Annotated in this window: 17 protein-coding genes; 7 read left to right on the plus strand and 10 right to left on the minus strand. The window is 38.7% G+C overall.

The window, feature by feature from the left end:
• Window positions 1–346: hypothetical protein (locus tag ABXH34_RS08085; protein WP_353571365.1), on the plus strand; the 346-nt coding region annotated here is incomplete at its 5' end.
• On the opposite strand, the gene ABXH34_RS08090 is transcribed toward ABXH34_RS08085, so the two are convergent.
• The 3 genes from ABXH34_RS08090 to typA all read right to left on the minus strand — a co-directional run bounded on the left by ABXH34_RS08090 (window position 347) and on the right by typA (window position 9,706).
• A complete protein-coding gene (locus tag ABXH34_RS08090; RefSeq protein WP_353571366.1) occupies window positions 347–3,406 on the minus strand; it encodes a two-partner secretion domain-containing protein in 3,060 nt (1,019 codons plus the stop codon).
• Window positions 3,407–3,618: 212 nt separating this feature from the next.
• Window positions 3,619–7,362 carry a two-partner secretion domain-containing protein gene (locus tag ABXH34_RS08095; protein WP_353571367.1) on the minus strand — a complete coding sequence of 1,248 codons (3,744 nt, stop codon included), beginning with the start codon at window positions 7,360–7,362 and terminating at the stop codon, window positions 3,619–3,621.
• A gap of 523 nt (window positions 7,363–7,885) precedes the next feature.
• Window positions 7,886–9,706 (minus strand): translational GTPase TypA, encoded by a 1,821-nt coding sequence (gene typA / locus ABXH34_RS08100; RefSeq protein ID WP_353571368.1) that lies wholly within the window; start codon window positions 9,704–9,706, stop codon window positions 7,886–7,888.
• 515 nt (window positions 9,707–10,221) lie between these two features.
• On the opposite strand from typA, the gene ABXH34_RS08105 reads away from it, so the two are divergent.
• The 3 genes from ABXH34_RS08105 (at window position 10,222) to ABXH34_RS08115 (ending at window position 12,210) form a co-directional block, all read left to right on the plus strand.
• Window positions 10,222–11,124, plus strand: a complete 903-nt coding sequence (locus tag ABXH34_RS08105) for a restriction endonuclease (RefSeq protein WP_353571369.1) — start codon at window positions 10,222–10,224, stop codon at window positions 11,122–11,124.
• Window positions 11,125–11,226: 102 nt separating this feature from the next.
• Window positions 11,227–11,559, plus strand: a complete 333-nt coding sequence (locus ABXH34_RS08110; protein WP_353571370.1) for a hypothetical protein — start codon at window positions 11,227–11,229, stop codon at window positions 11,557–11,559.
• Between the two features lie 81 nt (window positions 11,560–11,640).
• Window positions 11,641–12,210 carry a pyridoxamine 5'-phosphate oxidase family protein gene (locus tag ABXH34_RS08115; protein ID WP_353571371.1) on the plus strand — a complete coding sequence of 190 codons (570 nt, stop codon included), beginning with the start codon at window positions 11,641–11,643 and terminating at the stop codon, window positions 12,208–12,210.
• A 130-nt stretch (window positions 12,211–12,340) separates the two neighbouring features.
• On the opposite strand, the gene ABXH34_RS08120 is transcribed toward ABXH34_RS08115, so the two are convergent.
• From ABXH34_RS08120 to ABXH34_RS08140, 5 genes are all read right to left on the minus strand, one after another.
• Window positions 12,341–13,870 (minus strand): SulP family inorganic anion transporter, encoded by a 1,530-nt coding sequence (locus ABXH34_RS08120; RefSeq protein WP_353571372.1) that lies wholly within the window; start codon window positions 13,868–13,870, stop codon window positions 12,341–12,343.
• A 319-nt stretch (window positions 13,871–14,189) separates the two neighbouring features.
• Entirely contained in the window at window positions 14,190–15,449 is a 1,260-nt protein-coding gene (locus tag ABXH34_RS08125; protein WP_353571373.1) for a hemolysin family protein, read from the minus strand.
• A gap of 40 nt (window positions 15,450–15,489) precedes the next feature.
• A complete protein-coding gene (locus ABXH34_RS08130; RefSeq protein ID WP_353571374.1) occupies window positions 15,490–17,229 on the minus strand; it encodes a chloride channel protein in 1,740 nt (579 codons plus the stop codon).
• Between the two features lie 129 nt (window positions 17,230–17,358).
• Window positions 17,359–18,096 (minus strand): SDR family oxidoreductase, encoded by a 738-nt coding sequence (locus tag ABXH34_RS08135; RefSeq protein WP_353571375.1) that lies wholly within the window; start codon window positions 18,094–18,096, stop codon window positions 17,359–17,361.
• Window positions 18,083–18,652, minus strand: coding sequence for an O-acetyl-ADP-ribose deacetylase (locus ABXH34_RS08140; RefSeq protein WP_353571376.1), 570 nt, complete (start codon window positions 18,650–18,652; stop codon window positions 18,083–18,085). The genes ABXH34_RS08135 and ABXH34_RS08140 overlap by 14 nt, the downstream gene beginning before the upstream one ends.
• 708 nt (window positions 18,653–19,360) lie before the next feature.
• Between ABXH34_RS08140 and glgC the strand changes: the two genes are divergently transcribed.
• The 3 genes from glgC to ABXH34_RS08155 are packed head-to-tail and all read left to right on the plus strand — an operon-like array spanning window position 19,361 to window position 22,587.
• The gene (gene glgC / locus ABXH34_RS08145; RefSeq protein WP_353571377.1) at window positions 19,361–20,632 is read left to right on the plus strand and encodes a glucose-1-phosphate adenylyltransferase; all 1,272 of its coding nucleotides are present in this window, start codon (window positions 19,361–19,363) and stop codon (window positions 20,630–20,632) included.
• A gap of 2 nt (window positions 20,633–20,634) precedes the next feature.
• Window positions 20,635–21,705 carry an SPFH domain-containing protein gene (locus ABXH34_RS08150; RefSeq protein ID WP_353571378.1) on the plus strand — a complete coding sequence of 357 codons (1,071 nt, stop codon included), beginning with the start codon at window positions 20,635–20,637 and terminating at the stop codon, window positions 21,703–21,705.
• 3 nt (window positions 21,706–21,708) lie between these two features.
• Window positions 21,709–22,587: a lysophospholipid acyltransferase family protein gene (locus ABXH34_RS08155; RefSeq protein ID WP_353571379.1), complete on the plus strand. Its 879-nt coding sequence runs from the start codon at window positions 21,709–21,711 to the stop codon at window positions 22,585–22,587.
• Window positions 22,588–22,851: 264 nt separating this feature from the next.
• Here ABXH34_RS08155 and ABXH34_RS08160 read toward each other — a convergent pair whose 3' ends face one another.
• Both ABXH34_RS08160 and ABXH34_RS08165 read right to left on the minus strand, forming a co-directional pair.
• Window positions 22,852–24,066 carry an ABC transporter ATP-binding protein gene (locus tag ABXH34_RS08160; protein ID WP_353571380.1) on the minus strand — a complete coding sequence of 405 codons (1,215 nt, stop codon included), beginning with the start codon at window positions 24,064–24,066 and terminating at the stop codon, window positions 22,852–22,854.
• Window positions 24,067–24,130: 64 nt separating this feature from the next.
• A complete protein-coding gene (locus ABXH34_RS08165; RefSeq protein WP_353571381.1) occupies window positions 24,131–24,520 on the minus strand; it encodes a hypothetical protein in 390 nt (129 codons plus the stop codon).
• Between the last annotated feature and the right edge of the window lie 132 nt (window positions 24,521–24,652).

The following is a 24,652-nucleotide window of genomic DNA, read 5'->3' on the forward strand; positions in this document are numbered from 1 at the left end:
GAACTTACGTGCATTGCAACAGGCTTATGTGGTTTATCCTGATGGTTCATCTCAATTGGTATATCCAACGGTTTTGTATCCGAATAAATTACAAACATTGCTGCAACAAATTGACGGGGTTGAAAACGTATTCTATCAAGCGGATGGTAGTTTTAAAGTGACTTATTTTGAGCAAAGCCTCTCGCTTTATCCCACATTCGATACAGCAGCCACCCCATTACCCAATCCTTATGCCGAAGTTGATCCTAATCTTGAATATTTAGAAACAGGACAACTCAGCTATTCAGTGCAAGATTGTTCCCGTTTGGTGACGACACCTTTAACAGTTGAGTTTGTTCAATATTAATTAATAACAAGACATAAGCTTATAAGCCTCACTTGGTATCCAATCACCCATAAAATCATTGGGGCGTTTAAAAATATTAGCTTTAAAGCTTAATGGCACTTGGAATTCAGTAGGTAATTGATTTGCAATAGCTTCTTTACACATATCTCGGATTTTAATGGGTTTAAAAAAACTATTTTCTAAGCTTAATAAGCTATTGCTTACAGTCTCATCAGGAGAAATTATTTCTATACTGCCATCAATGCCTAAACGTGACGAAGCTGAAATAAAATTATTGGGAGATTGAATAAATTGATTAGCAATAATACGGATGTTTCCACCACGACCCACTTCTGCTTGTGCAGTTATTTGAGTTTGATTTAAAACGGTAAATTGTGGATTGCTAAATGTAATATTGCCTCCGTCACCACTCCCTCCTTTGACACTGGTTGTAATTTGACTTTGGGCTATATGTATTAAGTTCAGGCTTGAAATCTGAATATTGCCACCTGCTGAATTATTGGTCTCTGAGCTGATTTGAGCACCGCCAACAACATGTAAACGAGCTACTTCAAGAAAAATATTACCCGCATTGCCTGCTATGGATGCGCTACTTAGAGAATCGCTATAGATAGCCGTTATTCTTCCACTAATACCCATTTGATTATGATTAATCGTGAAGTCATCTGCATAAATACGGATTTTACCACCCTGTCCCGAGCCTTGAGTCAAACTATTAATTTGAGCTTTATTTTGCAGCGTAATATTTGGTGAGCGAATAGTAATATTGCCTGCATTGCCACCTTGTTCTAAGTTAAGTGTGCTTGATAAAATCCCAGTATCAAAACCGTCGATTAACAGTTTCTTGCTAATATTAAGATTGATTGCACCTCCCTGTCCACCATTCCAAGTAAGTGCATCAATACCACTGCCATTTAATAAACTTAGTTGATTTGCCTCAATTGTGATTTCACCAGCATTGCCACCTTGTTCGGTATTGCTTGAAGATGTGAAAATACCTGTAGAAAAATCCTGCAATAAGATGTTATCTGCTATGACATTAATATTACCCGCATCACCCAATCCCTTAGAAGCACTTAATATTTGTGCTTGACTATGTAATTCAACATCATCAGCTTGTATCTGAATATTACCTGCATTACCAATATTTATACCTTTTAAACCATCTGCATTACTACTAATAAAACTGTTTTTATCCATATATAAGCTAAGTGCATCAATATTGATATTTCCACCAGAACCACCACCACTTGAAGCACTAGAAATACCACCTGCTTCATTCATAGTTATTTCTTCGACATTGAGATTTATTTGGCCTGCATTACCTGCACTACTTCCAGAACTAGAGGAAATACTACTTATGATAGTTTGTTCACCTAAATTTGTATTGACAATGCTATAACCTGTTAAGTTTAACTGTGAAGCATCAATGCTAATATTACCACTGAGACCCCCACCATTTGAAAAACTACTGATTTGTCCACCATTTAAAAGTGTGACATCTTGAGCTTGAATAGAAATATCGCCGCCATTTCCTGAATTTATGGTTTCGCTTTCAGTATTTGCAAAAATCCCAGTTGATAAGTCTACAGAGCCGCCTTGAATTGTTAATGTATTAGTCACAATATCAATATTTTGAGAATGCCCTTGTCCTTTTGAAATACTATTAATTTCAGCCCCATTTGTGATTGAAATATTATCAGCTTGGATTGTGATTTTACCGCTATTGCCTGCATTGTCATCCTTATACTTAGTTGTTGCAAAAATACCCGTTGGATTATTCAAACTTGCTTTGCCAGACAAGGTTAATTCATGCGCTTGTATCTCAATTAAACCACCATCACCTATACCTGCACTTGTATTGACTATAAATGTACCTTGATCTACTAGCATATTTTCTGCGTTAATTGAAATAGTACCCCCTTGACCTGCATTTGGATTTTGACTATTTGTTGAGGCATTAAGTGAGCTGTTTCCATTTGTTGATGTTTCAGTTAATATTAACTGCTGTTCTGCATTTAAACCAATATAACCACCTTGCCCTGCACCATAAGTCGAAACATTCAGTGACGTATTGTCCAATTTAATGGATGGTGCATCGAGTATGATTCGTCCTGCAGCACTGGCTTGAGACATTTCTCCAAAGGTCACGGCTTGTAAATCCATTTCATACAATGACAGTGTTTTTGTTGCTTTTAATTGAATTGTATCTGCTGAAAAGCGGCTGTCTGTATTTGCGAATATTTCTCCATTATTCAAGGTGATTTGCTCAGCAGAAATATAAATGCCTCTTCCTGTTTGACTCCTTGCAATAGCACGTAATGTAAAATTATCCAGTTGTAAGGTATTAGCTTGGATGTTTAAACGCCCACCCTCATCACTATAAATCACCAAATCATTAGCTTGCATATTGCCAAATGGGGGTGCTTGAGTATTAGTATTCAAACTAAATTCCCCTTGGCCGCCAATACTAATTAAATTAATATCTGCTATTTGTCCAACAATGCCAACGGATTGGAAATTGAGTTCACCACCAATTAATGAAAGCGTGCTGTATTTTGGGGTAATGAGAACGGATTTGTTAAGTTGAATTGAAGCGGGTATGTCAGATAAAAATCCAAAAGCTTCAACGGGTGCTACGCTCAAAATATCACGCTCAGGAAAGCGGGCATGAAATTCACCACTGTCAGATAATTTTAAATAATCTGCAGTCGACGCATGAAAACTACCTAAAATATCTACATCTGCAAATTCGCCAAACACCATACCATAAGGATTTAAAAAGTAAAAATCAGCACTGGGAATGGTCGAACGGATTGTGCCATTAATAAAGCTGGGTTCACCACCAATAACACGAGAAATTACGTTTTGAATATGTCCCAAACCAGAAAATTGCGCAGTTTCGCCAGCATCTAAATTGAAATTATCAAAACTGTGAAATAAATTATTGCCAACCGCTTGCCCCAAATCTTGGGTAATATTAAATATACTTTCATTGTTAATTGATAGTGGTTTATTGTTTATTGAAATATCTGCTTGGGCAATATTCATCAAACACATGAGCACAAGCCATAGGCTAAAAAATGGCATATCCTTCCCCGTATATATAGTCAATTCTATCTTGGGCGTTAGGACTTGCAGTCCTATTATTGTTTAAATATCAATCAGTTTTAAAACTTAGGACTGCCAGTCCTATATCACTTTAAAGTAAAACGACTATACTATTTATGTGATTTTATAACTATTTGAGTTAGCAGTAAAATAAAAGCTGATTAATCACAAGAATAAGGTTGTGTTCCAGCCAAACTGCTAGGCATCCAATCACCAATAAAATCATTAGGAAAACGATAGGTATTTGCTTTAAAAGTGAAAGGCAATTGGAATTCCGTGGGTACTTGTCCTGCAACCATGGCTCTACAGGAATTCCTGATTCCGACTTTTTTCATAAAATTGTTATTCAAATGTAATAGCCCATCGCTAACTGTTTCATCTGGTGACTCAATCCGTATATTGCCATCAATCCCCAAACGTGAAGAAGCTGACACTAAGCTATCAGGTGAACTCAGAAATTGATTGGCTACAATTTGGATATTACCACCTTGACCTTCATCCGCTTGTGCAATCATTTGGGCATGATTCATCAGTAAAAATTGCGGCTCAGTTAAAGTTAAACCACCGCCATTGCCAAGCCCTTCTTGTACACTGGTTGAGATTTGGCTCTGATTAAGATAAACCAAACGTTCAACATCCAATGTAATTGCACCTCCACCGCCACTGATAGCTTCTGTGGTAATCGCACTATTGTGGCCTAGTTGTAGTTTTTCAGCTTTAATCTGAATCGTACCCGCATCGCCACCCCTCGCCTGACGTAACCATTGTCCATTGGCATATAAATAGGATTCAGGTCGCCCAGTCTCGGTTTCTAAAACCCGGACTAAATCACCATCAATAGCATCAAACTGTTGTAATCCAACTTGGTTTTGTACCGTTTGGTCGCTGGATTGTAATTGAATCCAATCTTGTCCCGTGTAAATTTGCTGCTCAAGTTCCGCATCTAAAGCCACTTGATCGCCAACTTTGGCTAAACTTAAATTATTCATTGCCAAGGTGCTATCAACTGTATAACGGTTACGGAATGGAACCCATTGCTGATTAGTGTAAAGAAATTGCTGTTTTGTACCCTGTTCATCGCTTAAAGTTGCAATGGGATAGTTATTAAGAAAGATTTGCAGTGAATTATTGTTTGCCAAAGTTTGTAGTTCAGCGACATCATTAACGGAAAATCGACTGACTTTGACCAATCGAGCAAAAATGCGGGAATCACTAGGAAAAGGTAATTCAACAAAGATAAAATCACCTGCTTTACCATCACCCATGTCGTTGATGTGAATTCTATCCCCTTGCTCAAACGGAATATCTTCATACGGAAAATAGGCGCGCCCATTAATACGATTTAAACCATCCGTGTTATCTGCCACATAATTAGATGTCGCTTTAAATGCGGTCCATGTGGCTAAACTTTGTTCATTCTCAAAATAAAAACGGGTATAAATTAAAGAGGCGGCTTGTCCATCTCCTGCATCTTGCACCGTAATAATGTCACCTTCGGCAAATTCATAGCGTTCACCTAATTGTTGCAATTCATCCATATTGGCAACCGTATCAATCGGCTGTTGAATCCGAACTAAACTGTCACCTGTATTGATATAATTGCCCTGTTTACCATTACCAATATCTTGAACTTCAACCACATCACCTTGAGACAGTAAGGCGGCATCACGTTGTTCTGCATTGCTAAACTGATAAGCATTACTAAACTCACTTTCAGACGCAATTTGTGCTCGATCATCTATTTCTAATCGATTGACGTTAATATTAATATTACCTGCATTGTTACCGCCCAAACTGGTGGTTGAAATTGTTCCACCTTGTTGTAATTTCAAAGTCTGAGCATTAAGTATAATATTACCTGCCGCTCCTGCATCCAAGGTTTTAGACTCTGAATTTGCATAAATACCGCTGGTTGATTGGTTGTAATTAGGACTGAGCGTATATGTATCTAAAAAGGTGATTTGAGTATTTGAGGGTGAGTTTAATGGGATTTGTGAAGCGTCTCCACTAATATTAATTTCGGTTTCAATATCAATTTGAATATCCCCACCTTGAGATTGATTCAATGTTGTACTTGATAGCTGTGCACCATCCCATAAATTTAAACTGTTGGCAGTTAATTTAATTGAGCCACCTTGTTCTGCATTGCCAATGGTTTGAGAATAAATACCTGATGCAAAGCCGCTTTCATTTTCACCAAATGGATTAACTCCTTGAATATCAATATCTTCTTGGACTGCAATGGTAATGCTGCCACCCTTGCCTGCTTGTAAGCCTAAACCTGCCAAACTACTCACGCTGATGTACGCACCATCACGCATTAACAAACGTCTGGCCTTAATATCAATATGACCACTGTCACCGCCTTGTACACCGGTTAATTGAGGTTTAGAACTAGAAAAAATCGCACTGGCAATTCCTCCGCCTAATTCCCATGCTTCGCTTAAGGTGAGTGTATCTTCAACCTCTATATTGATATTGCCCGAATTACCTGAGCCATAAGAGGTAACATAGAAAAAACCACCTCGGTTCAGTAATAAACTAGATGCGTTGATGATGACATCACCAGAATCTCCCGCACTGCCATAATAATTTAAGCTATAAATAGCACCACCCTGTTTAAATGCCACTTGTTGTGCTTGTAATTCAATATCACCACCATCGTTTAAACCTGTTGTCCCTGTCACCAGTTCAGCACCATGGTCAACCAGAATTTGTTCTGCTAATAGTCTGATATTTCCACCATATCCATTGCCATCTGCACCAGTGTAAAAATAGGCATCGTTATCCACTGTAATTTGTTTAGCATTAACAATGGCATCTCCACTAGGTCCTGCATCTGCTTGTTTACTTTCAGTGCTTAATAAAATACTGGTTGAAACGCCCTCTTTTTCATTGCGCCCACCTGTAAATAGCACTTGGTTTTTAGCATCAAATAGAGCATCGCCTCCTTTGCCTTGCCCTTTGGTTAGGGTGAATAAAGCTGCGCCATTGCTAAATTCAATATTATTTGCCGTCAATGCCACGTCACCAAACGCACTGCTATCATTTTCATCAATACCAACTGTTGAAAATAGGCGCACGGGACTTCCATCTGCATCTAAGCCCGTAGCTAAAATCAAATCCGTCGCGGTTAAGCGAATATCAATACCTAAACTATCATTGATCGCATCGGTGGTAATTTGTGAACCGTTGAGAATGGAAATATTTTGAGCTGCAATAGTGAGTTGGGTTTTGGTTGCACGTTGGCTGCGTTCAATTGCTAATATGCTGCTATCTAAGGAAAATTGTTCGGCTTGAATATTGAGATTGCCCGAGCTTTGTAATCGAGCCGCTTGGCTGATGCTAACATCGCCACCTATGATAAAAAAATCTTGATCCAATGCGGTCGTTAATTGACTGCCTGTAAAAGACAATGCGGCGGGTGAGTCGGTTAAAAATCCGAAATGGGCAACGGGAGCAATCGTTAATAAATCACGTTCGGGGAATCGTGCATGAAATTCACCATTATCGGATAATTTCAAATAATCTGCGGTCGAAACATGAAAACTGCCTTGAATCTCTAGTTTTGCCGATGCACCAAATAATACGCCGTAAGGATTGAGAAAGTAAAAATCAGCATTAGGAATCGTTGAACGTAGTGTGCCATTGATAAAACTGGACTCACCACCAATCACCCGTGAGATGATATTTTGAATTTGTTCAGAGCCTGAAAATTGTGCTATTTCATCTTGATTTAAATTAAAGCGATCAAAACTGTGAAATAAGTTATTACCAACCGTTTGTCCTAAATCTTGCGAAATATTATACAATCCATTGCTAGTTGATAATGGCTTATCATTGATTGAAATCTCGGCTTGTGCAACACTGGTCAGACACAAGAATAGCCACATAATTGTCCGCATCACCTACCCCTCAATCAGCAACTTGAATTATATTCTGGATAATTCTACAACTATATGAGATAAATATAAAATAGCGTTTCTTTATTGGCAGCTTGTCAGCCTTAATTTTTGGATTAAATTGGCTGTTCAATCGCTAGATAAAATCAGTTGGAAAACGATAATTTGAAAGTGAGGGAAGCTTGGGATGGGGTTCTGCAATCATCGCTTTGCACACATCTTTAAATGTGAATTGGTCTTGCAAGATTTTATTTAAACCTAATATCGACTACTCATTGAACAGATTAAAGCATTAGACATCAAGATATAGTGGTTTTATTTTAAAGTGATACAGGACTAGCAGTCCAACATACAAGCCGAAATTGACTCTATTTTGTGATTGATCCTGATTAGGTTTTTTGATTTTTGAGGCTTTTGTTGTCCAACCCCAAAAATCAAACGACGGCTATAGTCATTTTATTTTAAGATGATACAGGACTAGCAGTCCTATATTTTAAAAATAATAGAATTGACTATAGGACCTATTTTACGACGCAGTACCACGTGATGCTTTTTTACGTTCGTGCTCTTTTAAGTAACGTTTACGAATCCGAATGGTTTTAGGAGTCACTTCGACCAATTCGTCATCATCGATAAATTCTAACGCTTGTTCTAAACTCATCTTAATCGGTGGGGTCAATATTAAGTTTTCATCCGTACCTGCAGCCCGAATGTTGGTTAATTGTTTAGCTTTCAATGGATTAACCACCAAATCATTGTCGCGCGAATGAATTCCAATCACCATGCCTTCGTAGATTTCTTCGCCATGACCAATAAACAAACGTCCACGACCTTGCAAGTTAAATAAGGCATAAGCCAAACTTTTACCTGCACCGTTAGCAATCAACACACCATTAATCCGTTGTCCAATTGTGCCCTCTTTCATTGGCGCGTAATGGTCAAACGAATGGTAGAGCAAACCTGTACCTGAGGTGATGGTCATGAATTCAGTACGGAAACCAATCAAACCACGTGAAGGAATTACAAAATCAATCCGCATCCGACCTTTGCCGTCAGGTTGCATATTGGTCATTTCGGCTTTACGCTCGCCCAATTTTTCCATCACTGAACCTTGGCTTTGTTCTTCTACGTCAACCGTCAAAGATTCAAATGGCTCGTGTATAACACCATCAACTTCTTTCATAATCACTTGTGGACGTGACACACCCAACTCGTAACCTTCACGACGCATATTTTCAATCAAAATACCTAAATGCAATTCGCCACGACCAGCAACTTCAAATTTATCAGGGTCTTCGGTTTCTTCAACTCGCAATGCCACGTTATGTAACAATTCACGTTCTAAGCGGGCTTTAATTTGGCGCGACGTGAGATATTTACCTTCTTTGCCAGAAAAAGGAGAGGTATTGACTTGGAAGGTCATGCTGACTGTCGGCTCATCCACACTCAATGCAGGTAATGGATTAATATGATTGGGGTCGCACAAGGTATCTGAAATATTTAAAACATCAACCCCTGTGAAGGCAACAATATCACCCGCCATTGCGCTTTCAACTTCAACCCGTTTCAAACCATGGAAACCCAAAATTTGCAAAATACGACCTTGACGCTTATTGCCCTTTACATCGACAATTGCAACAGGCGTATTGGTTTTAACCCGACCACTACTAATCCGACCAATACCAATGACACCAACATAACTTGAATAATCCAAGGCACTGACTTGTAATGCAAAAGGTTCTTCTGGATCAACGTCAGGAATTGGTACATGTTCAACAATCATTGCAAACAACGATTCCATGTCACCTTCACGCACAGAACTATCGGGGCTGGCATATCCTTTTAATGCTGAAGCATAAATAATAGGGAAATCAAGCTGGCCATCGTCTGCACCAAGATTATCAAATAATTCAAATGTTTGGTCAACAACCCAATCAGGGCGTGCACCATCACGGTCAATTTTGTTCACAACCACAATTGGACGTAAGCCACGTTTTAAAGCTTTCTCAGTCACGAATCGTGTTTGAGGCATAGGCCCATCAACTGCATCAACCAATAATAAAACTGAATCCACCATAGACAAAACCCGTTCTACTTCTCCGCCAAAGTCGGCGTGTCCCGGTGTGTCTACGATGTTAATACGATAATCATTCCATTTAAGCGCGGTGTTTTTAGCTAGAATGGTGATGCCTCGCTCCTTTTCTAAATCATTGGAGTCCATCACTCGATCCATTTCTTCTACTCGATCTCCTAATGTGCCCGATTGCTTTAACAATTGGTCAACCAAAGTCGTCTTACCATGGTCAACGTGGGCAATAATGGCAACATTGCGTAATTTCGTAATCACCGCGTTTTTCTCACTTGCAAAAAATTAAGCGCATTATACTGATTTTTGATGTTTAGTTTTTGATTTTTATTCAAAAGCCTTGATTATTTTTGAAGAAAATGCACCTCTAAGTGAAGCTGTATCTACATCATTGTTTATTTTTAGCAAATATCAAAATCGCTTTATAAATTTTTATCTCTTTATATCACATTGTTACAGCATCCCATTTGAGCCTAAGCAACTGTTTTTATCATTTAAGGTTACAGTGTTCTTATTTTAAGCTACTATGCAAAAATCTTTATTTACTCAATCAGGTTATGCAGTAATCGATCAATAAAGCGTTCAAAATTTTAGCTTTAGACTGTATTTAAAATTCATCTATTCTAAGAAATTAAAACTCAATCCATTTAGGCTTCATTAAGCTTATTTTTGAACCATTGGGCTTCTGCAAAATTGAAACTTTGAACCCCAATAAACATAGATTCTTTTTGCATAACATCAATTATTTATAAAAGATACTGGATACTGAGGGGCTTATGGGCAAAGCACGGAACTCCAAATCATTAAAATTAGCCGAAAAATTAATTTTTACAGCATTTGGGGTGCTGAAACAGCATAATGGTGAGCTTCAAGGCCGAAAAGTCATAGAAGAAGTGGGTAAGCGTGTTGATTTAGATGCGTGGGCAAAAGCCCGATACGAAAAATCAGGCAAAGTACGCTGGGAATCGATTTTACAGTTTTATACCATTGATTGTAGAAAAGCAGGCTTTTTACTCAAAAATAATGGAATTTGGTATTTAACCCCTGAAGGCGAAGCAGCTTTAGAATTGGGTGAATCTAATTTACTACTACAAGCTAGCTATGCCTATCAGGAATGGAAAGCCAGACAAGTTGTTGATAATGTGGATGAAGAAGAAGAGGAAAAAGAAGAGCAAGAACGCTCTAAAAAACTCAGCGAAGCCACTATTGACGAATATGAAGAAATTGCAATTGAGGGCTTAAAAGCCTTTGTTGCCAACCTTAATCCTTATGAATTTCAAGATGTGGTTGCCGCACTGTTACGAGGCATGGGCTATTACACTCCTTTTATCGCGCCTAAAGGCAAAGATGGTGGTTTAGATGTCATTGCCTACCGTGATCCATTAGGCACAGTCACTCCTAGAATGAAAGTCCAAATCAAACACCGTGAAACCGCCGCTACTGTATCTGAAATCAGGCAGTTAATGGGTTTACTGCAAAGAGAAGGTGATGTGGGGATTTTTGTATCCACAGGTGGATTCACCGCCGATGCCAAAGCCACTGCCCGAAACTCCCATGTTCATGTTGAATTAATTGACTTCGATCGCTTCATTGGATTATGGCAAGATTTTTATGAAAAACTCCCAGATGAAGATAAAAAAAGATTACCTCTGACTCCGATCTATTTTCTTGGACAATGAATGATTTAGATAACTCGCCTTACGTATGTAGGATGGGTAGAATAGAAAACATCATTTTTTATTACTGAAAGGCACGGCGTTAGCCTCATAAGACGCAAAAATATGGCAATTAGAGTTTGGAGAAAACTCGGCGAGGATACTAACTCGTTATTAGGTAGATTTCGTGTAAAAACTAATTTTCATCACAATTTTTCTTATACAAAAAGGCGATTTGGGTATTACGAAAAGTCCAGCGCGATAAGAAAGAGAAAAAAACAAAGAAAAACCATCAATCGCTCAGGCATATATACTATTGATGGTATTGGCTTTAAAACAAACAAGCTAAATAGAAATATGCATTTTGGGCTGCAATTACAATTTTCTAAAACAGATGTGATTAAAGAGTTGTGCAACTATCGAAAACCAAACCGAAAAAAACATAAATATAAAGAATAGCTTGCTGTTTTTTTATATTTACCCTGTTCTTATTGGGTATTAGATACCATTGTTTAACAAGTAATTATGATGGAGGTTGACATGGGTCAGAAGTTTACGGCACTTTCAGATAAACATATTGCGTTTATTAACGATCAAAAAATATTTTTTGTGGGTACAGCGGCTGAAATAGGCAATGTTAATGTATCACCAAAAGGTGGCAATTCGCTTCGTGTGATTGATTCAAATACGATTGCATGGCTCAATTTAACGGGGAGCGGCAATGAATCTTCGGCTCATGTTTTGCGCAATCCAAGAATGACAATCATGTTTTGCGCATTTGAAGGTAAACCACTGATACTTAAAACTTATGGAAATGCCCGTGTTTTGCATCGGAATGATGTGGAATGGTCACAGTTTACAAACCTGTTTCCAGAAAATATTGCCTCAAGACAAATTTTCATACTGGATATTTCGCTTGTTTTATCATCCTGTGGTATGGCTGTACCTTATTTTGATTATCAAGCTGATCGGGATTATTTAGCAAAATGGTCTGATAAACAGGGCAAAGAAGGGGTTGAACGATATTGGTTGCAAAGAAACCAAACAAGTCTTGATGGTTTTGATACTGAAATTGCAGAACGTACTGGTATAGAAAAACATTCAGATTGAAAATTAATACACAGCGTTTTAAATTTGTCTTTGCTCGCGGCTACCCAGTTCAATTTGATAATGTGGGTTTAAGCCGCTCTGCTTCAAAGATTAACTTATTAAGCAGAGCTTATCACTTTAAAGCCTATTTCTAAGCAAGCAAATCATCTGCAACGGGATAACGCGGGTCTTCAATCACATTCACCTCGACCAAATCACCTGCTTTACGCAATAATTTACGACAATCCTCGCTTAAATGACGCAGATGCAAACGCTTTCCAGCATTTAAATAACGCTCTGCTAAATTGTCAATGGCTTCAATTGCGCTGTGATCCATAACCCGAGAATGCTGAAACTCCACAATCACATCATCAGGATCATTTTCTGGGTCAAATAAATTATGGAAATTATTCACTGCAGCAAAAAATAAAGGCCCGTGCAACTCATAAACTTTGTTGTTCATATTGCCTTCATAAGTTTTGACATTGATATGCTTCGCATGTTGCCACGCAAAAACCAACGCAGACACAATCACACCTACAACCACCGCAATTGCTAAATCGGTCGCAACGGTCACACCCGATACCAAAATTAATACAAATGCGTCAGAACGCGGAATCTTGCCCATAATCTTCAAGCTAGACCATTCAAAAGTACCAACCACCACCATAAACATGACACCAGTCAATGCCGCCAATGGAATTATTTCAATCAAGCCAGAAGCAAATAAAATAAAGGCTAATAAAAACAACGCAGCCGTAATACCAGAAAGACGACCACGCCCTCCTGAATTAATATTAATCATGCTCTGCCCAATCATGGCACAACCACCCATACCACCAAAAAAGCCTGTTGTAACATTCGCAACACCTTGAGCAACACACTCTTTATTGCCACGTCCACGGGTTTCGGTTAATTCATCAATCAAACTTAAGGTTAATAAAGATTCAATCAAACCGATCGCAGCCAAAATCACCGCGTAAGGAAAAATAATGATTAAAGTTTCTAAGGTAAATGGAACACTAGGAATGCTAAATGCGGGTAATCCGCCTGCAATTGAAGCCATATCACCCACGGTGCGGCTTTCCAAACCTAAACCAATCACAATCAATGAAACCACAACAATAGCCACCAACGATGATGGAATGGCTTTAGTTAATTTGGGTAAAAAATGGATGATTGCCATGGTCAATACCACCAAGCCTAACATCAGGTACAACATATCAGCTTGTAACCATTGGCTCTGTCCATTTTCATCTGTAATTTGGAATGATTTGAGTTGAGCAAGAAAGATCACAATCGCTAAGCCATTCACAAAACCGAGCATCACAGGATGAGGTACCATGCGAATAAATTTTCCTAGCCGAAAAAATCCAACCAGAATTTGAATTAAGCCCATCAGAACGACTGTTGCAAATAAGTATTCAACCCCATGTTCTGCAACCAATGCCACCATGACGACAGCTAGTGCGCCTGTCGCGCCTGAGATCATGCCGGGGCGACCGCCAATCACCGCCGTAATCAGCCCTACTATAAAAGCTGCATACAATCCAACTAAAGGTTCGACCCCTGCAACAAATGCAAATGCTACCGCTTCTGGCACGAGGGCAAGTGCAACAGTGAGACCAGAAAGAATGTCATTCTTAGAGCCATAAGCTGTATTATCGAAGTTAAAAAACACAAAAAACCCCTGAGATATTATTATGAAAATTAGAAATTAAAACAACTAATTATAACATATTAAAGCCAATTCTTTATGTGAGAAGTCATTATTTTATTGCATTGCAACATTTGGTGGATAAATCGCAATTTGAGGTTGCAGAGTTTGAGGTTACAGAGAACGAAATTATATTAACAAGAAGGGAAAAATATTGTTATATAGTCATTTTATTTTAAGAGGATACGGACTGGCAGTCCTATGTTTTAAAACTATTTGATATTTAAAGCATTTAAGGACTGCCAGTCCTAATACTCAAGATGAAATTGACTATAACAAGCAATTAGTCTGGTTCTACTCGCAATTTTAAAATCGCGCGTTCGGAGGCTTCTTCAACCGTAAAGCAAAGGCCGCTAATGACAGTGGATTCACCTGCTTTTGGGATATGGCGTAAGCGTGATAACACTAGGCCACCAATAGTATGGGCTTCAGTGGTTGGTAAGTGGACATCTAATACATCATTGGCTTCTGAGATAGGGATACGAGAATCCATTAAAAAAACTTCTTCACCTAACATTTCAAAAATACGGCGACGTTTGGGTAAATACTCTTCAAAATCATAGCCCACATCAATCTCGCCGACGACTTCTTCTAAAATATCTTCCATCGTAATCATCCCAATCGCTGAGCCAAATTCATCAACCACAATCGCGGTATGATCCTCACGCTCACGTAATACTGGCAATAATTCATCAATAGTCTGTAACTGAGAAACATAATAAGCAGGCTTTATCATGGTTTCTAATCGGGTATTGGATAAATCTTTATCTAACAAATCCCATGTTGAAATCGTCACAATCCCTGTGATATTGGTAATATTGTTGTGATAAACAGGTAAACGATTAAAACCACGTCGCCGTACCAATGAAATAGCATCAGCCGTACTGCGGCTATAATTCAACGCGACCATTTCAGCCACAGGAATCATTGCTTCACCGACTAAGGTATCAGCAAACCGAATTGCACGCGAAATCCGTTCACGGTCAAATACATCAACATTGGAACTACGTTCAGCCATATCTAAAATACTGCGTAACTGCTCACGAGTAATAAACAAGTTTTGCTCAGATTTGCCACCGCCAAGTAAACGCGCCATCAAATGTGCAATACGAGAAAAAATAAATACGAGAGGATAAAACAAGGTTGCAAAAAAACGCAAAGGATAAACAATGATCGGTGCAAGATAATCAGATTGTTGCTGATAAACACTTTTAGGTACAATTTCACCAAAAATCAGTAATAATGGGGTGAAAATCAAAAACGCATATAAATCGCCTATTTTACCAAAATAACCCATCATCAAACTTGTGCCTAACGTGGTTAAAACAACGGTAGCAATATTCGTCCCGACTAAGGTTGTACCCAAAATAACATGCGGGGTTTCAAACATTTTCAACGCCATTTTCGCGCCTTTATTACCTTGACGGGCTTTATAGCGTAATTTGATTTTATCTGCATTGACCAGCGCGATTTCAGAACCCGAAAAAAAACCTTTCAAGGCTAGAAATAAAACAATCATAAATAAAATAGACAATAAATCCACGATTATAAAAACCTTATTAAAATATAGTTATTCATCATACTCAATGACTACTATAACGATAATGAGTTTCAATATCGTGACGGGTTAAAATACCTTGAATTTTTGTATTTTTCTCATCAGTAGTATATTTTGAAGAAACATCAATAATATATAAGGCTTCACAGTCTTGCTTATCTAGTGTTTCTTGGGCTTCCTGCAATGTTGCTTGAGAGTAAATAGGTATAATTTGCTGACGTTGAGCAGGAATCGAAATTAAATCAACCACCTCAGTCATTTCGCTGCTTTGTAAATAATGGGCTAAATCTGAAGCGCGTAATAAATGATAATAACCTTGCTGATCGTGCGTGACAATCCACAGTGGATTATGGCATAGAGCTTCAATAATTTCGGCCTTATGTGTGTCACGTGGCAATATCACAAAGTTTTGCTCCATTGCATGAATAACCCCAATCCGCCGCAGAGATTGAGAAACAGGATCAGTTTGATAATCTAAGCCTCGTGCTCGCATCAGTTCGATAAATACAGATTGTTTACGCCAAGGAGAACTCCCTGTAATCAAATTAGCACTGATAATCACAACCATGCTAGGTAAAATTAAACTGGGATTATAGGTAAATTCTAGTAACGCGGTGAGGGCAGCCAATGGAGCTTGTAATACTGCACCCATTATTGCACCCATACCCAGCATTGCATACAACATGTGCTCTGTTGGCGCATGAGGCAAAAAGTTTGATACCAGCATCCCCATTGCACCACCAACCATTGCACCAATCAGTAAAATAGGCCCAATTAAACCACCCGGTAGGCCTAAACCCAAACAAATAGGCGTTATAAATAATTTAGCAGCGGCGATTATTAAGAGTACGCTAAACACAGAATCCCCTGTTAAAGTTTCATTTATGGTGTCATAGCCTGTTCCCATAATTTGAGGCACCCATAAGCTGACAATCCCTGTTAATAATCCAGCCAAAGTAGTACGCTGCCAAATTGAAAATCGCGGCGCAATATGTTTTGTTACAAACTCCAATATATAAATAAATGAGGTCGCAACTAGGCCAATCACAATACCCACTAAAACCAGATAAAATAATTCTGTATTTGGCTGAAGAAATGCCATCTCTGAGGAAAGTTGAAAGGTTGTATCTATTTCGGTAAAGTGGCGAGTCAGCATGGTTGCAATAACCGTTGAAATAATCACAGGGGTAAAACTGGCCACGGAATATTCAAGCATCACCACTTCCATGGTAAAAATCACTGCGGCAAGAGGTGTATTAAAGGAGGCGGCGATTGCCGCACTGACACCACAAGCAATTAAATTTCTTAAACTATTATTGGGTAATTTAAGCCATTGTCCCAGCAAACTACCTGCTGCACCCCCAAGGTGTACCACAGGTCCTTCACGTCCAACAGAATGCCCCGAAATCAAACAGATTGCAGCCCCAAAAAACTGTAGAATAGCATTGCGTAACGGTAAATAGCCTTGATGATAAACTAAGCGTTCCATCACATGTACCACACCGACCGCTCGATTTTCAGGTCTAAAACTTTGAATCAGCAAGCCGACAACTAAGCCGCCAATAACAGGCAATAAAACCCGAAATAATGGTGGTAAGCTTTCAAAGTCATCGGCCTTTGTTAAAAATTGAGTTTGCCCCCATGCAACCAGCCAATGTAGGCATAGAACAACACACCCAGTAATAATCCCTATAATCACAGCCAAAAGCGATAGCTGTGGCAAAGCCTCTGAAGCGGCTAGACGAGTACGCAGTTTTTGTAACATGGGTTTAATGGTCTTCTATCTATAACAAAGCATGAACAAAGCACGATAAAATCCTAACTTATTATATCGAATTTATACCGTTTTAATTTGCACTATACTTTAAATGTACCGAAAAAATAAAAACGATTTTTACCATGCAATCTGTTGTTTATCACGGAAAAAGCCACCCGTTTCAGCATGATATGCCAGAGTCGCAAGCCATACGATGCCCTCAACCCCTTGTTGCACATCACGATCCGCATTCATACCGCCCATATCAGTACGCACCCAACCGGGGCAGACGGAATTAATTAAAACATTACTCACCTGAGCCGTTTTCAATTCAGCAGCAAAGACACGAGTCACCGTATTCAATGCAGTTTTAGAAGTACGATAGCCGGGGCAACAGCCATCCATTTCACTCAATTGTCCCATACCACTGGAAATATTAACCACCCGTCCATAACTTTGCTCAATCATCATTGGAATAAAGACTTGGCATAAACGCAGCGGTGCATATAAATTGGTTTCCATTGCCGTGCGGACAATATCGACGCTGACATTAAAAATACTACTTTCCGCGCCGCCTGCTTCAGATGCGCTGCCTGCTATATCAGGAAAAATCCCAGCATTATTGACTAGAATATCTAAACGGCCATATTGTTTTTTAATCCATTGTTCAGTATTTAAGATGCTTTGCTCATCCGTCACATCGAGTTGATGCGCAATCACATTATCCAATCCGATATTTTTAACCGCCATTTGGCCTTTTTCTATATCGCGACAAGCTAAAATCACTTGGATATCTTGTTGAGCAAGCTGGCGACAAATTTCTAAACCAATACCGCGATTTGCGCCTGTGACTAAAGCCACTTTACTGGTCATCATTTTTTACCTCGTTTGGCACTTTGTAATATTCAGGTGGTGCAAACATAGCCGTATTCAACGCCATTTGATAAGTTCGAAATATCTCTTCGTTAAAAGCGACAAAAGTAACTCGTTCAATACCTTGATGTTCGGCAATAAATTCATAAGTGGTTTTGACTGCAATTTTAACTGCATCCATAATAGGATAACCGTAAACACCACAACTAATCGCAGGAATCGCAATGGTTTTAAGATTATTATCAAGCGCGACTTGTAAGCTATTTTTATAGCAATTTGCTAAAGTTTCGGCTTCATTATCCACCCCGCCACGCCAAATAGGCCCTACAGTATGAATAATATGTTTTGCAGGTAAGTGATAGCCTTGAGTGATTTTTGCAGTCCCTGTCGGACATCCACCTAAAGTGCGGCATTCCAGTTTTAAATCTGTACCTGCTGCACGGTGGATCGCGCCATCTACACCGCCACCACCCATTAAACTTTCGTTGGCTGCATTGACGATAGCATCTACTTCAAGCAAGGTTATGTCCGCTTGCTTAACATCAACTTTAGTTTTCATGATTTTTATGTGAGTTGAGGTGAGTTTAGAAGTGTTAGAGAGTCGAAATAATGTAGCAGAAAGTCATTGCAATATCGAGAGAAATTAACAAATGCTTGTAAATAAATTTAATTGTTGATGTTTATAAATAACGGGATTAGCACAATTAAAATAGGCATTTTACAGCAAAGAGCCTATGGCAACTCATGGAACAAAAAACCGCTTATTTTCAAATTTGATCCGTTTTTCTCAAGTCGAGCAAAAAAGCATTTTCCTATTAACTTACCTTACGTAAATAAAACAACTTTTCATTTTATGTAGGGTGGAATAGCGCAGTGTTTTCCAGCAAAATATACAATACACTTGGGATGGTGGTGGAATACGGTGAGAGACAATTTATTAATAATAACCAACATCAAAGACTCATCTATTCCACCCTTACTCTTTCAAATTTTTTTCATTTTCGTAACATGAGCTATTAAATTGATATTCCCATTGATCCAAAACCCGTACATTCACAGGCTGAGTTTGTGGATAAACATTTTCAGTATAAGGTACAATACTGTAAAAATATTTTAGTTCGTGCTTATTAATCCTAAGGACTCAAGATTGAATAGGATATCCAGCTAGGCTATCACATATAGTACACTTTAATAAAAAATGCTGAATCATTAGCTATCCTTGAGTCGATACAAATATAACCTAATTTTGGGAGAGAGGAGAAATCTCATGGCTGAACCGCAATCCTTACGTTTTGTTAGTAAATTGACCCGTAATACGTTGGCATTGGTTTTAGCTGGTGGACGTGGCTCGCGCTTAAAAAATCTAACCGATTGGCGTGCAAAACCCGGTGTCCCATTTGGTGGTAAGTTTCGGATTATTGACTTCCCATTGTCTAATTGTATCAATTCAGGGATTCGGCGCGTTTCAGTGCTGACTCAGTACAAATCTCACTCTCTGATTCGACATATTCAAAAAGGTTGGGGATTTCTACGTGGTGAATTTGGTGAATTTATTGAGCTCTTACCCGCACAACAACGCTTAGATGAAAGCTCTTGGTACTCAGGTACGGCCAATGCGGTGTATCAAAATTTAGATATTTTACGCAGTCATAAACCTGACTATGTGTTGATTTTGGCAGGCGACCATATTTATAAAATGGACTATGGGCCAATGATTGCGCAGCATGTTGAAAGTAATGCAGATATGACGGTAGGCTGTATAGAAGTTGATTTAGAAGAAGCAAAAGGCTTCGGAGTAATGGCAGTGGATGATGCTCATCGAGTAGTTGAATTCCAAGAAAAACCAGATAATCCTAAATCAATGCCGAATAATCCTGATGTTGCACTGGCTTCAATGGGAATTTATGTATTTAGTGCGGAATTTTTATACGAGCAACTGTATTCTGATGCGAGTTCCAAAGATTCCAGCCATGATTTCGGCAAAGATATTATTCCATCCTTGATTAAAACCCATAAAGTCTATTCCTACTTATTCCATGATAAACGCGATAATCAACAATCTTACTGGCGCGATGTGGGCACAGTGGATGCGTTTTGGGAAGCCAATATTGATTTAGTCTCCGTGACTCCAGAATTGAATTTATATGATACAGAATGGCCGATCTGGACATATCAAGAGCAACTTCCTCCAGCCAAATTTGTATTCGATGACGATGACCGCCGAGGCATGGCTGTGGATTCCATGGTGTCTGGTGGCTGTTTGATTTCAGGGGCATCACTACGTCGCTCACTATTATTTTCAAATGTAGTAGTAAATTCTTTTTGTGAATTAGAAGATGCAGTGGTTTTACCTAATGTCAATATCGGTCGTCATTGCCGAATCAAACGCGCGGTGATTGATAAAGGCTGTCAAATTCCACCTAATACGGTGATTGGTGAAGATGCAGAACAGGATAAGCAACGCTATTTTGTCACGGACAAAGGGATTGTTTTAGTCACTCCTGAAATGCTTGGACAGGATACACATAACGCAAGGTAATTATGAACGACTTGGGAACGCTAAACCTGTTTGCTATTGTATTAGGTAGCCTTTTTGTGCTGCTGTTTGTCGGTTATGTTGCTTTTTCTAGTGTTATTTTTGTACCGCAAAGTATGAAATATACGTTGGAATATCTTGGACGTTATACCAAAACCTTGGAAGCTGGTGTGCATTTTGTTGTGCCACTTTTGCACCAAATCAGCAATAGAATCAGTATGAAAGAAAAGGTGCTAGACATTCCAGCTCAAAGTGTTATTACCAAAGATAATGCAATGATTACAGTGGATGGTGTGGTTTTCCATAAAGTATTTGATCCTGAAAAAGCCACCTATCAAATTGACAATCTTGATGAGGCGATTAAGCAACTGACCTTGACCAATATTCGTAGTGTGATGGGTTCAATGCCGCTGGATAGCATTTTATCTGATCGAGAAAAGATTAACGATAATCTGCTACGAGTGGTTGATGATGCCACTGACCCTTGGGGAATTAAGATTTCACGGGTTGAGATTAAGGATATTAAACCGCCTAAAAATCTGGTGGATGCGATGGCACAGCAAATGATTGCCGAGCGGAATAAACGGGCACAAATTTTAGATGCAGAAGGTAGTAAACAGGCTGAAGTTTCAAAGGCTGAAGGTCATAAACGCTCGTTGATTCTAAATGCAGAAGGTGAGAAAACCGCGCAAATCTTACAAGCAGAAGGGGCGAAAAAATCAGCGATTCTAAATGCAGAGTCGGATATTGAAATCGCCCGTTATGATGCTGATGCGCGGAAAATGTTGGCCAGTGCTGAAGCAGAAGCCACAAAACTTTTGTCTAAGGAATTGGTTAAAGGCGATGTACAGGCGATTAATTACTTTTTGGGTTTGAAATATGTTGAAGCCTTAAAAGAAATCGGTCGGGCAAACAATCAAAAATTGGTATTAATGCCTTATGAAGCCACACAGATTCTTGGCTCAATTGCAGGTATGGGTGATATTTTTAAAGAAGTGACAAAAAATAAAGAAGCCCTTCAAGAAAATAGAGAACACGCTAAACCTTGTCCCAAAAAACAAGAAGAGTCTGAATAACTCATGCGTGCAGTTTTAATTAAGACTTGTTTGAGAATCTTGGCAGTTTTTCCTTTAGCTTGGAATTATCGATTGGCGACGCGCTTAGGTAAGTGGATTGCGCGTCATCCTAACTGGCGTATCGCGTCGGTCACGCGCACGAATATTGAGTTATGTTTTCCTGATTTGCCTGCTTCTGAACAACAACGATGGATTGAAAAAAGTATTATTGAAACCTGTAAAACTTTTGTTGAATTAGGTACGTTATGGCTATGGCGGTCACAGAAAACCCTGAGTCTGGTCAAAAAAGTCAGCAATGAGGATTGTTTGCAGCAGGCATTAGCACAGGACAAAGGGGTTATTTTATTAACGCCACACTTTGGCGCATGGGAAATGGCGGGATTATATGCATCAAAACATTATCCAATGACGGCGTTATATCGTCCACCAAAGTTGTTAGGCTTAAATCAATTTATTCTCGATGCACGGCAACGGGCTAGCGGTCGTTATGTCGCAACCGATAAAACAGGGATTAAAGCTTTATATCAAACTCTGAAACAGCAACAAGTCATCGGTATTTTGCCAGATCAAGTGCCAAGTCGCGGTAATGGGGTGTTTGCACCTTTTTTTAATCAGCCAGCGGATACCATGGTATTAGTTGCACGTTTTGCCAGTAAAACTCAAGCACCTGTGATTTTTACTTTTGCAGAACGGCTTGACGATGGATTTCATATTCATTTTTTTCCTGCACACCCTGATATCAATAGCAGTGATTTAGCCATTTCAACTCAAGCATTAAATCAAGGGGTTGAACACTGTATTATGCAGCAGCCAACCCAATATCAGTGGAGTTATAAACGCTTTAAACATGTGCCTGAGGGACAGAATAGTATTTATGATTGATTGAAAATAAACCGTAAGATTATAGTCAATTCTGTCTTGAGTATGAGGACTGGCAGTCCTGAAATACTTTAAATATCAAATAGTTTTAGAATCTAGGACTATATCATCTTAAAATAAAATGACTATAGGAGCACAAAACCTGTTTAGCAAGCCGTGTATGTACAAACAAGATAAATCTTGCACTCCTGAGAAACTTAAGCAGTTTTAAAAATAATGTCTCGTGTCAGAATTTAACTATTTTAAAATAGAATCAATTGGTTAAATTCAAACCTTTTCCTCCAGCCATTCATGGGCTAAAGTCACAACCCCTTGTTCAACGCCTTCTTGTTCGACTTGCAATGATAATGCAGTGACAATTTGATCGTATAAATGAATCGCATTTTCACAGCCTAAAGAAACATGTACCGTATAATTGCCTTTGAGCAAAATTAAATCCTTAAATTGAATTTTGATTTGTCCTTGACCCTGTTCACATTGGCTTAAAACATAGCCATCATTGTGAGTTGAGGCACTGGCCACTAACAATCCATCTTTGCGCCAGATCGCAACGCCTAAGCTTGGTTTCGGCAATTTCACATCATAATTAAACTGAATGTCGATCCAAAAGTCACTTTGTCCTGTTTTGAGAACTAATTCATCACCCGTTTTGCCATTCGCATGACCGATAACGCGGGTAATTCGCGCAATGGATTTAGATGTAGGAGGTTTGGTAGATTGTTGGGGTGCTTGGTTTTCCACATCTTGATTACTATCTGTACTTAAAAACTCAGTATAGGCCGTCAACACTTGTGAAGGCAGGCCATCCATTTTAAGCATCCCTTTATCTAACCACAACACACGGTCACAAATTTTCTCAACTTGATACAAGGAATGAGAGCAAAATAAAATGGTTTTACCTTGTTCACGAAATTGCATAATACGGTCAAATGATTTTCGGGCAAAGTTACCATCACCGACTGACAACGCTTCATCAATAATCAAAATATCGGGATTCGCACAAGTGGCAATCGCAAAGGCCAAACGCACAAACATGCCAGAAGAATAGGTTTTTACTGGGCGATCCATAAAATCGGCAATGCCTGCAAATGCAACAATTTCATCATATAAGTCATTAATTTCAGCTTTACTCAAGCCAATAATCGTACCGCTTAAATATACATTCTCCCGTCCTGTCATATCGGGATGAAAACCAGAACCCAGTTCCAATAAAGCCGATACACGCCCAAAGGTTTGACATTCACCATGAAGATCAGGGGTTAAAGTACCTGCAACTACTTTTAGGAAAGTGCTTTTTCCCGCACCATTATTACCTACCAATCCAACCACTTGGCCGTGTGAAATATGTAAATTAAGCGGCTGTAAGGCATGAAACACTTGGGCAGTTGGTTTATGAGTGATAATTTCTTGCAGTCTGTTCCAACCACTTTGATAAGATTTATAAGTTTTACTGACGTTACTCAGACTGATTGCGTGGAGCATAGTGATTTTCAGACCAAATTATTTTTATTAAGGATTTATGAAGGTGGGAAAAATGAAAGCTATATTAAAAGTGATCTTCGCGTAAAACTGTTAATTTAGTTTCAATTTCTTCTATTTTTTGACTAAAAAGCTCTCTTTCTGACCTGTTTCTAGTATTCTTCCGTAGATTTGTATATTCATCTCTTTCTTCGCAAAGTTTAGCACGTTTGTACTCATATTCTTTTTGCCTGTTTTTACTCTCCCAGCGCTTTAATATATTTGGCAAATATAATCCAAGAATGGTAGTCATAAGTGAAACAAGAGCAAGCAAAATACCTCTCATTGTGCTTAAAATAGGTGAGCTTGTTGGAAATAAAGTAACAATAACTAAGATACTAACAACTCCAATTGTACAAGTTAAACGTGTAGCTTGTAATTCAGTATCATAATCATTAGAGGAAGTTTTTTTATCCATTAATACGCTTCCTCAAATTTAAACTTGTTCAAAATGAGATGAATCATGCTTGGGTAATTGTTTTTGCTTTTTAGAAAATGCTTTCTGTTTAGCAACAATTTTTAATATTACTAATAAGCCATAACCCAAAGT

The organism is Candidatus Albibeggiatoa sp. nov. BB20 (genome assembly GCA_016744725.1).
Taxonomy (GTDB): Bacteria; Pseudomonadota; Gammaproteobacteria; order Beggiatoales; family Beggiatoaceae; genus Albibeggiatoa.

Excerpts from the sequence above, each read along its gene's own strand:
- ABXH34_RS08140 (WP_353571376.1), bottom strand. The coding sequence starts at position 18,652 with ATGAAAACTAAAGTTGATGTTAAGCAAGCGGACATAACCTTGCTTGAA.
- ABXH34_RS08130 (WP_353571374.1), bottom strand. The coding sequence starts at position 17,229 with ATGTTACAAAAACTGCGTACTCGTCTAGCCGCTTCAGAGGCTTTGCCA.
- ABXH34_RS08105 (WP_353571369.1), top strand. The coding sequence starts at position 10,222 with ATGGGCAAAGCACGGAACTCCAAATCATTAAAATTAGCCGAAAAATTA.
- ABXH34_RS08150 (WP_353571378.1), top strand. The coding sequence starts at position 20,635 with ATGAACGACTTGGGAACGCTAAACCTGTTTGCTATTGTATTAGGTAGC.
- ABXH34_RS08095 (WP_353571367.1), bottom strand. The coding sequence starts at position 7,362 with ATGCGGACAATTATGTGGCTATTCTTGTGTCTGACCAGTGTTGCACAA.
- ABXH34_RS08090 (WP_353571366.1), bottom strand. The coding sequence starts at position 3,406 with ATGTGTTTGATGAATATTGCCCAAGCAGATATTTCAATAAACAATAAA.
- ABXH34_RS08115 (WP_353571371.1), top strand. The coding sequence starts at position 11,641 with ATGGGTCAGAAGTTTACGGCACTTTCAGATAAACATATTGCGTTTATT.
- ABXH34_RS08160 (WP_353571380.1), bottom strand. The coding sequence starts at position 24,066 with ATGCTCCACGCAATCAGTCTGAGTAACGTCAGTAAAACTTATAAATCT.
- glgC (WP_353571377.1), top strand. The coding sequence starts at position 19,361 with ATGGCTGAACCGCAATCCTTACGTTTTGTTAGTAAATTGACCCGTAAT.
- ABXH34_RS08110 (WP_353571370.1), top strand. The coding sequence starts at position 11,227 with ATGGCAATTAGAGTTTGGAGAAAACTCGGCGAGGATACTAACTCGTTA.
- ABXH34_RS08135 (WP_353571375.1), bottom strand. The coding sequence starts at position 18,096 with ATGATGACCAGTAAAGTGGCTTTAGTCACAGGCGCAAATCGCGGTATT.
- ABXH34_RS08155 (WP_353571379.1), top strand. The coding sequence starts at position 21,709 with ATGCGTGCAGTTTTAATTAAGACTTGTTTGAGAATCTTGGCAGTTTTT.
- ABXH34_RS08165 (WP_353571381.1), bottom strand. The coding sequence starts at position 24,520 with ATGGATAAAAAAACTTCCTCTAATGATTATGATACTGAATTACAAGCT.